The sequence below is a fragment of the Halalkalibaculum roseum genome, assembly GCF_011059145.1.
In the GTDB taxonomy this organism is placed as follows: Bacteria; Bacteroidota; Rhodothermia; order Balneolales; family Balneolaceae; genus Halalkalibaculum; species Halalkalibaculum roseum.
The window spans coordinates 187,855-202,282 of the sequence record NZ_JAALLT010000003.1; the positions used below are offsets into that span (position 1 = coordinate 187,855).

The window sequence follows — 14,428 nt, forward strand, 5'->3', positions numbered from 1 at the left end:
CTTGCTTAACAGCTTCCATTTCAATCCAAACAACTCGATTTTGATTACAAGGGCACAAAAAGAACATCTGCCGGAAATCAATGATATCTATAACCAGGCCATAAATGACGGATTGCGTACCGCCCATCTAAGTCCGATTTCTGAGCAAGAGCGTCTGGAATGGTTTGAGCATCATGATAATGAGCAGTTTCCGATTTTTGTCTGGCTGGATAACGATACAGTTCTTGGATGGTTATCCGTATCGCCCTATCGCTCAGGAAGAGATGCCCTCAGCGAAGTGGCTGAAATTAGTTACTATGTCGATTACAATAGGCATGGCGAGGGAATTGCTTCTGAGCTGATGAAGCATGCCATAGCCTTCTGCAGTAGGGCTTCATACAGAATTCTGGTTGCCATTCTTATTTCAGGTAATGAAGAGAGTATCGGATTGTTGCATAAATTCGGTTTTGAAGAGTCGGGACGAATTAAGCGCGCTATTCACTATAAAGATATCTACCGGGATCATTTGTATATGAGTCTTAATGTTGAAAAGTGAAAAGTAAGAAGGGAGAAGGGAAACCGGAGAGTGGAGATTATAGTCTAGGGATTGAAATCAAACCTAGTAAATGGTTGACTAATATTTGGAGCCCGCCAACATTTTATAAAATGTAGATACTTTAACGACTTTAAAATCAACATGAGAGTGAATAATTAATTTCTTTTTGGTGAGTTTTAGATTTACTTTTGAAAAATAACGATGCAGGTTTTGTGGAAACAATACAAATTAGTTAGATAACTGTTTCTATTACTCTTGCACTCCATTCCTTTAAACCATAATTATCGGACAAAATTAGATGAATATTTACGTGGGAAACCTTGCCTACAAGGTTTCAGATCAGGAACTGAAAAAAGCCTTTGAAGAGTACGGTGACGTCCTTTCTGCCAAGGTTATCACCGATCGGGAAACCGGACGAAGCAAAGGTTTCGGTTTTGTTGAAATGAATAACGACAACGAAGCCCAAAATGCCATTGATGAATTGGACGGCCTAGAGATGCATGGACGCGCCCTGAGGGTTAACAAGGCCAAACCGAAACCAGCAGGAAAAAGCAGCGGTGGACGCCGAAACTATTAGTTTATCAAACAACTATATTCAAATCATTAAAAGCTTCGGATTTTGGTTCGAAGCTTTTTTTAATCCAACCCGGTGCTAAACTGCTATTTTTGAAATGACCCGATGATTGGCGTATTTACGTGTACATAAACGCATATACCAAGCGGAGAATTATTCATGCATGAACATCCGGATGTTGTCAATTTGATGCCACCGGGAACGTACCTGGAAACACTTGATCATCCTTCCGGTGAGTCCCGCAAAATTGAACTGGCGGTTTTTAAGGAACACCGTTTCGCTTTCTATTTCTGGAATCGCTGGAATAACACGGAATCGAATCTGCCTCCCCCCACCCTTGTAACGATAGATTGGCACCGGGATCTTGCTCCTCCCTCTGATGAAGAAAAGAAAGGACTTGATCACCTCGACCTGAAAGAAGAAGACAAGGTATCTACCTTTATCTGGTCGAATCTGAATACTCATAATGACAGTCACCTCTTGTCTGCCGCCTATAGAAATATTGTTGGCGACATACTATTGCTGAAAAACTATGGAAACGAATCACAATCGGTTTATAAGGATTGCCAGGAAAACAATCACCGAATCCTGGAATTTAAAACCACCGAGAATCTGGAAAATAACCTGTCGGAAAGACTAGACAGGCGTTTTATTCTGGATTTGGACCTGGATTTTTTTATAAAAGGAAAAGTGTATTCCCACCAGTTGAATGAGGTCGAACCCTATTCAGAAAGTGAAATTGCAGAAATTATAGATCCTTATTCTGCTCTGTTCCAACAACTTTTCCGGAGGCTGGAGGGTATTACTATTGCCACCGAACCCAGATACTGCGGCGGTATCTTGAAAAGCAATAAGATACTCAGGCAGGTAATGGGACAACTTTTTACGGACGAACTGGAATGGAAACACCTCATGCAGTAATAGCACCGCCCAAAGTGTAGATTATCAGGTAGTTACCGGAGCTCCTGATCCCACAACTCCGGTTCTCTATCCAAAAACGTCTTTTATTTTAGAAAAGAATCCTTTACCGGAGTCGTCTTTGTTCGTAGCAGCAAAGTTTTCATTGCCGCGCAATGCCTCAATATGTTTGCGCTCTTCACCGGATAGGTCTTTCGGCATATACACATTTACGCGAATGAATTGATCGCCGGTACCTGAGTTGTTAAGTCCGTTAATGCCTTTCCCCTTCATCCGAAGCAGTTTGCCGGGTTGGGTTCCCTCTTCAATTTTAACCTTGGCTTTACCTTTCAGGGTAGGAACTTCTACTTCGGTTCCAAGGATGGCGTCAGGTACACTGAGTACGAGATCATAAAAAATATCATTGCCTTCCCTCTCAAACTCCTCGTGTTCTTTTTCTTCAATTAGGACGATAAGCGATCCTGCTTCTCCTCCTCTTCTGCCTGCATTACCCTTTCCTCTCAGGGTTATATAATTTCCTTTGGAAACACCCGAGGGTACGCGAACCTTGACTGTCTCTTCGTCTTTGTAGCGGCCTTCTCCGTTACACTTACTGCATTTTTTGGTAATAATGCGTCCGTCACCCTGGCACTCAGGACAAGGTTGAACATTCACCATCTGACCCAGCATGGTTTTATGTACCTGGCGAACTTCACCCATGCCATTACAAGTTCCGCAGGTCTGGAAATCATCTTCCGTTTCAGCACCTGTGCCGTTACACTGGTCACAGGTCACCTGCTTTTTCACTTTCAGTTTCTTCTCAACGCCTTCGGCAATCTCTTCCAAACTGAGCTCCATGCGCAGTTTCATGTCCGATCCCGGCTGGCCGGGTGAGCGCCGTCCTCTGGAACGACCGCCGCCTCCGAACATTTCTCCAAAGTCGGAACCAAAAATTTCACCGAAACGGCTGAAAATGTCTTCAAAACCTACATTTTCAAATCCTCCGCCACCGAAACCACCGTTCATGCCCTGATGGCCAAATTGGTCGTAACGACGCCGTTTCTCTTCATCCCGCAATACCTCATAAGCTTCCGAAGCTTCTTTGAACTTCTCTTCAGCTTTAGGGTCATCCGAATTGCGATCGGGATGAAATTTCATGGCCCTCTTACGGTAAGCCTTCTTTATTTCATCCTGACTGGCATCTTTACTGATTCCGAGTACGTCGTAGTAGTCGCGTTTTGACATGTATTAAAAGTAGAGTTTATTCGCTTACAATTACTTTTGCGTGGCGTATGGTACGGTCGCCCATTCTGTAACCGTTCTCAATAACATCGAGAACGATGTCACTGTCGATGTTATCCTCTTCAGGTTTTCGACGCATCATGGCGTCATGCAAATCAACATCGAAAGGCACCATCTTTTCGTCAATTCGCTCAACACCATGATTTTTCAGTACATCTTCAAATTTTGAGGCGACCAGATTAACACCGTCAAGGAATGTGGGATTCACATCCAGATCTTCAGAAGCTTTCAATGTGCGTTGCAGGTCATCATTGATGGAAAGAAAATCGCGCAGTGCATTCGCCTTGGCTGTTTCATAAACTTGAGTACGTTCCTTTTGAACTCTTTTCTTGTAGTTCTCAAGCTCAGCAGCCTTACGAAGGTGTGCATCTTTGGCCTCTGAAAGTTCTTTTTCCAATTCTTCAACCTGTTGCTGCCGCGCATGGAGCATCTCTATCAGCTCATCTCTGCTATAATCCTCGTAAATCGAATAAATGTCTTCATCACGTTCTTCAACGACATTCTTTTCCTGATCCTGCTCGGCAGTATCCTGTTGTTTTTCAGTATTACCGTTGGTTTCGCTCATATATGTTGGTAACTGTTAATAAGTTTGTATAAATAATTTCTGATTCTGTTACTTGATTATGCAAATAACATGCCATTACCTGTAAGTATTATACGGAGTGTCAAAGTTGCGGAATTTAGAGAATCCGCAACTTTTAGTAACCTGTTCTGATCGTGCTATACATGTTTCTGACATGCTTTAGTTATCCCCTTCATCGTAGAAAAACTCAATCATATTGCCATCCGGATCAGAGATGAATACAAATCGTCCACGTTTACGGTTAGCCGGACCGCTTAGAATGGTCACTTCCTGCTCGCGGAAATAGTCTGCCAATTCATCTACCTTTTCCGCTGATTCCAGGTAAAAACCGAAGTGATCGACACGGTAATCCCGAGAAGAAGGATCGTAACTAGTCTCTGCTTCAACCAGTACAAGGGTGTCTTCCTCTCCTACCTGGTAAACAGCCATACTTTGGCCCATTTTTCGCAAAAGCTCAAAACCCAGCATATCGCCATAAAACTCTTCTGCTCTTTTGATGTCATTGACACGTATTGTGATATGATTTATTCCGGATGGATTAAATTTTGCCATATTTTTTAGTACAAATTTGATATTAAATAATTGACACTGATAATAACCTTTTTATCGTATTAGTTCATCCTGTATCGGGGATTAATGATTTGAAGGACTTAAATAATAATCCTATGCAAGCATTTGAATCTTCTAGCACAGATTTTTATCGCAGTGTTTACAAGAGTACTACACAGATATCGAACAATTTAAAGTTACGGGATTACTTGGCGTCACTATCATCAAGGCTTGGAGAGGAGTCAGTAATTATATCAACGAATTTATTCGCAGTGTCTGCCGAATATGAAAAATGATCTGCCTTTCTATGCTACAGCTATTATCTTCATACAAATTTAATTAAACTGATTACGTGAGCACCCTTTATCTGGTAGCAACCCCCATTGGCAATTTGAGTGACTTTACGATACGCGCGGTCGAGATCCTTAAAGAGGTTTCCTATATAGCTTGCGAAGACACTAGGACTTCGGGGAAGCTGCTCAGCCATTACGGTATTGACAAGCCCACATTTGCATTTCACCAGCATAACGAACACAAAAAAGTGGAGCACTTAATTAACCTTCTGGATGCCCACCATGACGTCGCACTGATATCCGATGCTGGAATGCCGGGAATATCAGATCCCGGTTTTTTGGCCGTTCGTGCAACCCATAAAGCGGGTCACAGTGTCAGTGTAATACCCGGTCCGGATGCCGCAACAACAGCCCTTGTGGCAAGCGGTCTACCCTGCGATAAATATGCTTATGAGGGTTTTTTACCTCAAAAAAAGGGGCGCCAAAAAAGACTTAAACAGCTTGCTGAAGAGGAGCGTACGTTGGTTCTTTATGAGAGTCCGCACCGGCTGATGAAATTATTGGATGAACTTGAAAAATATATGGGCAGCCGGCGGTATATAGCCATTGCAAGGGAACTGACCAAAAAATTTGAAGAGGTCGTCAGAGGTCCGCTAGACGAAGTAATGCTTAAATTCGAGACCCGTGATGAAATCAAAGGTGAAATCGTAGTCGTTATCGCACCCGAAGGGTATCAGGATTAGTTGTTCAGGAATAAGGAATAAGGAATAAGGTGAACACAATTGAATTCTAGCTTCTAGCTTCTAGCTTCTAAAAATGAATTTTTGTTTAATTGATCATCAATGAAAAGATTTGTCGAATTTGTTTGGAATACCAAGTGGGCGTTAAGCCTTTCCGCCGGTATATTGCTCGGCCTCAGCTGGCCTCCTTTTCCCTTTCCTTTCCTGGTTTTTCCGGCCTTCTTTTTGCTTTTTCGTTTGATCGACATCTGTGATACAGCTCGTGAAGCAGCCTATTGGGCCTATCCCGGACTTATAGTCTGGAATATCATTACTACCTACTGGATGGTTATGGCTACCGTAGCAGGCGGTATAGCCGCAATTTTAGCCAACTCCGCCGTTATGACCGTCCCTATCATGCTTATGTATCTATTTCAGAAAAAACTGCATAGTCACTGGCTGATAGCAATTACCCAGACAGCCACCTGGATCAATTATGAATACCTGCATCACTTATGGGACCTCGCCTGGCCGTGGCTCGCTCTTGGCAATGCATGGGCCAACGTACCTTCCCTGGTACAGTATATATCCGCTACCGGATACCTTGGCATTTCACTCTGGATTGTACTCGTAACTGCTTTAGCTTACCAGGCTACAAAAACTCAAAGCAGAAAACCGGTTTATGCCTCCGTTGTCGTTCTCCTCATATTTCCGCTTATATCGCTAGTACAGTTCAGTTCCCTCAACGTTGAAACGGACGGGTCACTGGAAACGGTAGTTGCACAACCTAATTATGATACCGCAACCTATCCCGATTTCGGGGGATATAGCGATGCCTATGAAGCATTGGATGTAGTTCTTGAAATTTCCGATTCCGTTCGCACCGACTCCACCGAACTGGTCGTCTGGCCGGAAAGCGGCATACGTACCCAAATTTATTCAGCTAGAGTTAACGACCGGGCAGCCAATGAGATCAAGCAACTCCTAAAAGAGAAGGCTGCTGAATGGGATCTGACGCTCCTTAGCGGAGTGGTTTACTATGAATTTTTCGATTTGGATAATGCACCATCACTCTCTCGTGGCACCGGCAGCAATCCCTATCTCTATTACAACGCAGCTTTAGGTTTTTACCCGGACAGCACCATAGAGGTTTATCGAAAACACAACCTGGTGCCTGTGGTTGAGCGTATTCCTTTCATCCATTTTCTGGATGCTATCGATGTATTCGACTGGGTTTCATTTGCAGATATTCAGGCTTTCGGTAAAGGCTACGAACCCACATCATTCAAAGCTGATGGAGTAAAGACTCAGGCACTGATCTGCTACGACTCCGTATTTCCAAGCTGGGTTCGCCGCTTTGTTCAGGATGGTGCCGGATTCATTACGATCATAACCAATGACGGATGGTGGGGTAATACCAGCGGACACGAGCAACATTTCTCTTATGCCCGGCTCCGGGCAATAGAATTTCGTAGATGGGTAGTTCGCAGCGCCAATAATGGTATTTCTGGAATCATTGATCCTTCAGGTTCCATCAAGGTAGAAACCAAGTACTGGACCAAAACCGCCTTTCGATATGATGTCCCGATTATCTATGAACAAACCCTCTACTCACGGTTCGGGGATTGGCTCCCCTATTCCATGATAGTCATTACGGGCTGGGGTATTTTGCTTCTTCTTTTCCGGAAATTCAGACCTGAAAAGGCAATCAGTTCGACCTAATTGAGACGATAATATTGAATAATAGATCGTGATCTATCCTTGGGAATACCAAGGATGACTGCGGGATAATCTGGCGATAAGTGTATTCAAAATTCGCCTTGATGGTTTGTGAAAATTGATAACCGATAATAGCAGACCCGTTGATGCGTGACTGTCCCTCCGTAAAGCTCTCCGTAAAATCATAGGCATTTACGTCTCTATTAATATTCTGCGGACCCTCCTGCAGGGCATTGTCCAGATCGGAATCGAGAATGAATTTCTGTTCGGTATCTTCAATGTAGGAGGCATTAAGAGTGAAATCCACGGCATTATCAAGTCGCGGGAAAAAGGGTAGCTTGAAATTTCTGATGGTATAACTGAAGCTGAACTGCAGCCCACGTGACAAACGCTCAGTAATTGTGGAGTTAGAAAGCGCCAGACTGGTGACTTTGCTGACTTCATACTGAAGGTTAGTGCGCAGATTCGACTGCCATGTGATATTAAGACCAATCAGCGGCACAAAGCGCTTCTCAACATTGATGGCATTGGGTTCATAGGGAGAGCGGTTGTTGGCCACGGTATATACTCCCAGGTTGAAAGGCTGTAGCGGACTCGTATCCGCATTAAAGGTCCATCCCAGACGGTATCTCCCACTATAGGCATGGTTGATGGTAGCCCGGGCCATAAAATTGCCGAAATAGGGAATAAAACGCTCCAGACCGGTCCACGTCACTTTCCAGCCCGGCAACGGAAAAGGGGTGAAGTTTCTACTGCCTATACCGGTAGTTGAAACTCCCAGGTAAGCTTGCCTGAAATCTTCCTCCAGAGAACGCTTGCCGAGCACGGTCTCACCATCCCTATTACCCAAAGCATCCGTCAGGCTGTCGTTGGCTGTATTGATATCATCAAAAGCGGTTTGCAGCTGTTTTCTAAAAAGTTCTCCGTAGCCTTTACCAAATGCCCACACGCTGGAGCTAATATTTCCGCTCTGGGTGCGAACCGTTGAAACTGACTCTGAAGGATCAATGGTTATGGATCTGGTTTTGGTCACATCCCACTGGGTGTTGAAAGTAAGGTCTATGGTAAAATTCCGGAATGGCTGGAACCTGGAAGTGGCCGTTAGATCATCCGAGAAACGTTTATTGGAAGGCAGCTGAATATTTGAATTTAAATCCGGATTGTCAATCAGCTGGGTGAATCCGATTTCATCTGTAAAACCGGTCCTATACGAGAATGGTGGAGAGTAATCATTTTCGGAATCCCTGAACATATAGTAGAGCTGTGAACCGCCGGCATACCCGCTTTGAAGAGAATTTTTTGAAATATTAAATGAAAAATCCAGTGACTGTATACTCAACAGTGCCATCAGACCTTTTCGAAACAGCCGGCCTATACTTTGTCCGGAAGAGCCGTTCGCAGTGTCAGCAACTGACCCATTTCGACTCCGTCGGCGTTCATCTGTGAGCCTGCTATACCAGTCCATACGATTAAACAGGTCACTGAAGTCAAAATCCAGTGACTGATTTAAACTCAGATTATTTGATATTGTGGCCCCAAGATTGGAACCCGCAGGACTGTTTCGCCACTGGTAACCGCCCCCGTAATTGGCCGAATAGCTGATCCAGCTGATAGGATCAATAGTGTTGAGCCTGGGCTGCCAGCCGGCAGTATAGGCTTCTTCATAATTGCTTCTCCTCGATTTGAGCGTGTCTGTGATCAGTTTATCGAAAACCTCAAATGTGGGGATGACCCTGAATTGGGTGCTATCTATAGTTCCCGGTTGACCGATCTGTTCTATACCGGCGCGTGAGAGATCAAAAACAGTTCTTGTCTGAAATGTTGTTTTGATAGAAGGTGTCAGGTTATAGCCCAACCCAAAATTTGTGTTGTAGTTGAAGGTATGGGACTGTTGCAGGGAAGCCAGATTCTGTCCTTCCAGGGTTCTTCTACGTCTTTCGTCGTAATCCCTATTTACTCCAAACGAGGCATTAATGGAAGCCGGTGTGTAACCCAGTTTAAGTCCGGAAAGTATATCCAAGAGTGGCACTTCCCCAAGAAAGCCGAAAGGTCTAAACAGCAGGGTATTCTGAAAGTTTACGTTGTAGCGCAGCGACCCGCTGTAGTTCCAATTATCCTGGAACACGTACTCCGGACTGCGCCGATCGGTGGTGTTATAAACGAAATTCAGGGTGGTTTTGTCGAGGGTGTACTGCAGGAAATTGGACTCAGAAAGTCTTTTTGAAACATTGGAGACGTTGATGGAGTAACTCTCAAGGTAAGTTTGACTTTCCCTGATGCGCTGATCAATAATAGTCTGCTTCTGCTCATCATTGATATCATTTCGAGCCTGAACGGCATCCTCAAATTCAGTAAGTCTCACGTCACCCTGATTAGGAAGGTACCTCGGAGTGGAGGTGGAACTGCGGGTAGAGAGGGAAACCGGAAAATTCCATCCATAGCGATCGGGCAGAAATTTATGAAGGTTCACAGTAGTATTGATATCGTAGCCAAAAATATCGGAAACCCTGCGCTGCCCAAGCCTTGAATTCAACGCACCGAACCCGTCGGTCTCCTGGGTTACATTTGCATTGATGGAGGCAAAATCGGCAAGCTGCAATTCTGCCTTTGCATTGGCTGCCCAACCGTTCTTATTGTCAAATCCCGAAACACGCAATTCATTAAGCCAGAACTGTGCCTCAAGTGATTGTACGCCCTGTTGCGGATTTGCAGGATCATAGGGATTACGTATTCCCATACCAATCTCACCGATGCGATCCAGCGAAGGATTTCCCTTAATAGCAACCACTGCACCCGGTGGCGCTTCCCGGACGATGTCACTCCGTTCATAGACCGTGCTGGGATCATCCTGCTGCTGATCTCGGAGCTGTTTCAGCTGGTTGAAAATCCTTAGCAAAATATTGACACTGTTTTCATCATAAAGCCATACCTGTTCAGCTTCTTGCTGTCTTTCTGCTTCGGTAAGTTCATCGAGTGGCTGGTTGGAAAAGGGATAGTCCGGATCCGTAGGTGAAATCGGCTGGCGATACTCATAGTAGTTGTTGATAAGGTCGGTACCGAAACGCATAACAAGCTCGGCTTCTCCCCGGTTTTCAAAGCCTTCGCCATGCACAAACATCCGCACATTGGAGTAATTGATCATATTCAATCCGCCCGGATACACCCGTTTCACCATCTTGAGTTCCTGGGAGCCCAGATTCTCCACGTCCAGGATGAGGGACTGTTCGTTGGCAATAGTCTGTCGCTGGCGGCTCCGGTTAGTAGCCCGGATAGCTCCCTCCGGCTGACGGTAAGGGATTGGCTGCCGGCGGCTGTTCTCCTCGATATTGACCGATGAAATGCTGAAATCAGCCTGTGAGGTCTGTTGCTGATCAACGTCATCGGCGTTTCGCCATTGGCTTCCTACCAGTTCAAAGGTGGCAAAACGCATTGTAAAAGGCTTTTCATAACCCGAAAGCCAGACGCGTATATAAGAAATATTCTGAAAATTTTCGATACTTCCGACTCTGCGAATCCAGTCTTGTAGCGGAATACGTACCTGATACCAGCGATCCTGCTGACGACTACCGGGCACCTTGTCGACGATAAACGTTCCGGGCTGGCCGACATCCAGCTGATTAAAATCAGCGGGATTCCAGTCTATTTCGTATTGGAAATAAGAATTGTTTTGCTCGACAATAGAGGGTGTAATTAGACCTTCGGTATCCGGCTTATTGGTAACAGCCCGTTTGTCGCCGCTACTGTTTGGCGGGGTGTTCCCGTCATGATACCCGTAAAGGCGGTGGAAACGGTTTTGCAGCGTCAGCTCAGACACCTGTTCTTCCCCGTAATAAATGTAATCATCGTTTGAGGGGTCAGCCTGAATCTCTCGAAACGCCTCACTACCGGCCCCATAGGATGCCTGCATAGCATTGATAAAGCTGCTGAACAGGGCCTGCTCATTCCGGCCATCGATGCCATCTGTATTTGGAGCCCCGTCCAAGCCCACATCTTCCTGCTCCCTCCTGTCGTTGGCAAACTGACCTTCAGGCGGTGGCGGCGGTACAGCTATATAAGAACGACTATCGGTGCCAAGATTATCAACCTGAAGGTCTTCCGGACGTCGGGTCAAACCGTCTTCCGTGTTGGTCTTGAAATTGGGCACGATATCTTCCGATACGATACCGATATCAATATACATGGTGCCATCGTAATCGGCTAGGTCTTGGGCTGTGGGTTCACGGCCGTTCGGTAATATTGGCTGTACCCAGAATTCCAGAAATTCGATGTTATTTTGGGTAAGATCTTCCTGCCCGGAAGGTACGGTAGTGACCATACCTCCCCATGTTCTGTCCTGATCGTTCTCAAGCAGGTTGCGGAGGTCCAGGTTGTAATTGTAGGGCCCCCTGTTTTCCGGATTGTAGTAAACATCCAGGGTGGTAATGAAGTTTTCTTCACTAAGTACATCCCGGTTGGGGAAAACATCCGTAACTCTTACAGGTTGGGTCTCCGGGGTCAACTGAACCCCGCCAAGAATTTCGGTAATATTACGTGGAATAGAATACCACGAAAACTGGCTGCGGAGATCCGAACGTGCGATCTTGTCGCTTAGGGTTACCGAGGGGTTGACCTGGGGGTCGGTACCGAATAAGGTCTGATCAGGAGCGTAGCCCGGCACGGCAGCAGGGGCGGCAGCCAGATTCCAACGAGATGGATTGGTAAAATTCAGCGTGATATCCACTCCCTCAAAATCATCGATGAAAGATAGCCCGTTCTCTTCATCCTTAAATAATTCATTACGGTCGATGGCATCGCTAACGGCATTGGTCTGTGCCACTCCCGGACGAAGCTGTGCAAACTCCCCGCTCATCGAAAAACTGGAGGGTGCATTGGTTTGCAATAGTGGTACCTTGTCGATGGCCCTGGTAAGCCATGGCAAATCGAAACGGGCATTGGCATCCAGGCCTATTACGGTGTTGTTCACCGGTTCATCCCCAATGCGAATTTTGTCCTGCAGGGGTTTCTCTTTGAGCTTAAAAAAGGTGCTGCCGAGCCGTATGTTATCGGTAAATTCATACTCAGCCCGCAGGCCGGTAAAATTCTTTTGCTCTATTTGAGCAAACTGGTTTTTCTCGTACTCTATCTTGATCTCCTGACCTTTTTTAAGGTACTGTTCATCCAAAATAGTGATGCTGCCTATGGAATAGTCAACCACGTAATCAGTTCCTTCAGTCAGCTCCCGCCCGTTGGCAAAGACTTTTACGGAACCTTCAACCAGTCCGAAGTCCAATGAGTAGCTTCCTGATGTTGTTCCCTTTGAACTCCCTTCAATAAGGAAAAAGCTATTCTTAGAGAGTTGGTTTGCATTTACCTTCTTCTCGTTGTAGAGCTCATTGAATGCGATTGCATTGATCTCTGTTGCCGGCAGACCGGTATTCTGCAGTAAATTCTCAATTCTGGAACCAAAAGGCTGCAGGTATGGAAAGATGATCTTACCATTTGCAGGATCGAGGGTCCCGGTACTGAAGTCAATACGGTTATCCGGTGAGAGGGCTCCCTGGTTGTCTACGCGGTCTAGTCCTAGATCTTGCAACAAAATATTGGTACGCTGCGGCAGGGAGCTGCTGGGTACGTTCTCCTGGGTATACTTGATAACCACCTCCAGTCCTTCGGGTGTGAGGTTGGAGGCCCCGACCGAATAGATATTTTTCATCATTAGGTCCCACGCTTTGTTCGTGGTCGTGGCATTTTGCGGGCGCAACAGTTTGAGATAAATGCGGCTGCCTCCCCCCTGACTCACATCACCCACACTTATCGTCTGCCCGGTTTGCGGATCGAGGTATTTAAAAGAGATTGCCAGTGCCTGCCTTGAACCCAGGTTACGCTTCAAGGATAGATAGCCCAGGTAACGGTTTACCTCATAATCCACTCCTTCCTGTAACGGGATAAAATACCCTTCCACAAATTCATCGGCATTGACCCCGAAATCGGTGGCAGAAGTACCTACTGAGGGATCCCTGAAATTATCAAGTGTTGCATCGGCAAAAGGATCGTTCTGCTCGTTTGGCAGTCCAAAGGTGCCGTTGATTTCGTTGACGCCCAGATCGACCAGAGCTATTGCCTGTCGCTCGCCTTCAAATGACTGGGTGGATTCCCGCAATATCCAGACATTGATTTCGGAGAGCTGATAGGCCTGACCCAGCTGCTGTGGATTCGACATATTTTGCTCAAACTGCTGGCGGTTGTAAAAATCCAGGAAAAAGTGGCGGTCGTTTTCATAATCTGCGGGCCGAATGGACAGCTGTTGCTCCTGGGCACCGCCGGTAAGCGTCTCGGTCTGCCCCTCACCCTCCTGTTGGGAAACAACCGAGGTGAGACGCAAAGAGCCAATCTGGGCAATGGACTTAATTCCGAACAGGGCACTTCCTCCCCTGATCAGAGAGTTGCCGGTCTCCATGGAAACATTACCCATCTCAATACGCTGTAAGATCTCATCCTCATAGCCTTGATAGACGATACTCAGCCTATTCTGAAAATCAAAAGCTGCTTCCGTGTCCCAGTCGGTCTGGATGGACAGTTTATCACCGATAGTTCCCTGGATGTTAAGCTTCAGGCTCTGCTCGAAGGTCGGATCAATTTGTGTCTGCTGATCAGGCGGTATCTCCGGATTTTCTGTCTTTTGAATGGATGCTCCCAGGTTCATATTCGCCGTACCGTTTACACGCAGATTGACCTCCGGTTTACCGAATATTGTGGTAAAGGTAGACTCCCTGCCACCCGGAACATCAAAGCGGAAGTCCAGCAATCCCCTCCTCTCTTCCCTGGTATCTTCGTATTGGGTGATAAGCATCTCCCAATTCTCCCTCTTGGACTTCTCAAGGCTTCTTTGGGCATACTCTTCAAAAGTCATGACATAGGGAAGCGCCATGGGTATATCATTGAGCAACCTTTGGCTTACATAATGCCCCGATGAATCACGATTAACCACTACTCTCTCTTCATTCAAGGCAACATGAAACAGGCGCGAGCGTTTTCCGGGAAAGGGATATGAAACGAGGTCGGGAGTGTGCATGACCGGCAAAGAATCAGGAAGCGCTGTAAAATCAATATCAATTGTGGTATCGACTTCAGCCGAAACCTGGGCAAATGCCCGGTCTGTGCCTGTTGCTAAGGCAATCAGGAGCACAAAAAGTAATTTATACCATATTTTGATGGCTTTGAGCTGCACGAAACCGTTTTTTAACTAAATTCTTGTCTTTTAACTATATAAAACCAGTC

Annotated in this window: 9 protein-coding genes; 5 read left to right on the forward strand and 4 right to left on the reverse strand. The window is 45.9% G+C overall.

Features of this window, described 5'->3' with window-relative positions; translation table 11 throughout:
• The first annotated feature begins 40 nt into the window (after positions 1-40).
• The 3 genes from G3570_RS09390 to G3570_RS09400 all read left to right on the forward strand — a co-directional run bounded on the left by G3570_RS09390 (position 41) and on the right by G3570_RS09400 (position 2,030).
• Positions 41-535, forward strand: a complete 495-nt coding sequence (locus G3570_RS09390) for a GNAT family N-acetyltransferase (RefSeq protein ID WP_165141629.1) — start codon at positions 41-43, stop codon at positions 533-535.
• A 298-nt stretch (positions 536-833) separates the two neighbouring features.
• The gene (locus tag G3570_RS09395) at positions 834-1,112 is read left to right on the forward strand and encodes an RNA-binding regulator (RefSeq protein WP_165141631.1); all 279 of its coding nucleotides are present in this window, start codon (positions 834-836) and stop codon (positions 1,110-1,112) included.
• A 156-nt stretch (positions 1,113-1,268) separates the two neighbouring features.
• Positions 1,269-2,030 (forward strand): UPF0489 family protein, encoded by a 762-nt coding sequence (locus G3570_RS09400; RefSeq protein WP_165141633.1) that lies wholly within the window; start codon positions 1,269-1,271, stop codon positions 2,028-2,030.
• A gap of 66 nt (positions 2,031-2,096) precedes the next feature.
• On the opposite strand, the gene dnaJ is transcribed toward G3570_RS09400, so the two are convergent.
• The 3 genes from dnaJ to G3570_RS09415 all read right to left on the reverse strand — a co-directional run bounded on the left by dnaJ (position 2,097) and on the right by G3570_RS09415 (position 4,443).
• Positions 2,097-3,251 carry a molecular chaperone DnaJ gene (gene dnaJ, locus G3570_RS09405; RefSeq protein ID WP_165141635.1) on the reverse strand — a complete coding sequence of 385 codons (1,155 nt, stop codon included), beginning with the start codon at positions 3,249-3,251 and terminating at the stop codon, positions 2,097-2,099.
• A 16-nt stretch (positions 3,252-3,267) separates the two neighbouring features.
• Entirely contained in the window at positions 3,268-3,873 is a 606-nt protein-coding gene (locus tag G3570_RS09410; protein WP_165141637.1) for a nucleotide exchange factor GrpE, read from the reverse strand.
• 177 nt (positions 3,874-4,050) lie between these two features.
• Positions 4,051-4,443, reverse strand: coding sequence for a VOC family protein (locus G3570_RS09415; RefSeq protein WP_165141639.1), 393 nt, complete (start codon positions 4,441-4,443; stop codon positions 4,051-4,053).
• Positions 4,444-4,792: 349 nt separating this feature from the next.
• On the opposite strand from G3570_RS09415, the gene rsmI reads away from it, so the two are divergent.
• The gene (gene rsmI, locus G3570_RS09420) at positions 4,793-5,476 is read left to right on the forward strand and encodes a 16S rRNA (cytidine(1402)-2'-O)-methyltransferase (RefSeq protein WP_165141641.1); all 684 of its coding nucleotides are present in this window, start codon (positions 4,793-4,795) and stop codon (positions 5,474-5,476) included.
• Between the two features lie 99 nt (positions 5,477-5,575).
• Entirely contained in the window at positions 5,576-7,174 is a 1,599-nt protein-coding gene (gene lnt, locus G3570_RS09425) for an apolipoprotein N-acyltransferase (RefSeq protein WP_165141643.1), read from the forward strand.
• Here the strand turns inward: lnt and sov are convergent.
• Complete coding sequence (sov, locus tag G3570_RS09430) at positions 7,161-14,378, reverse strand: T9SS outer membrane translocon Sov/SprA (RefSeq protein WP_165141645.1); 7,218 nt, start codon at positions 14,376-14,378, stop codon at positions 7,161-7,163. The two genes, lnt and sov, sit on opposite strands and share 14 nt — an antisense overlap.
• Between the last annotated feature and the right edge of the window lie 50 nt (positions 14,379-14,428).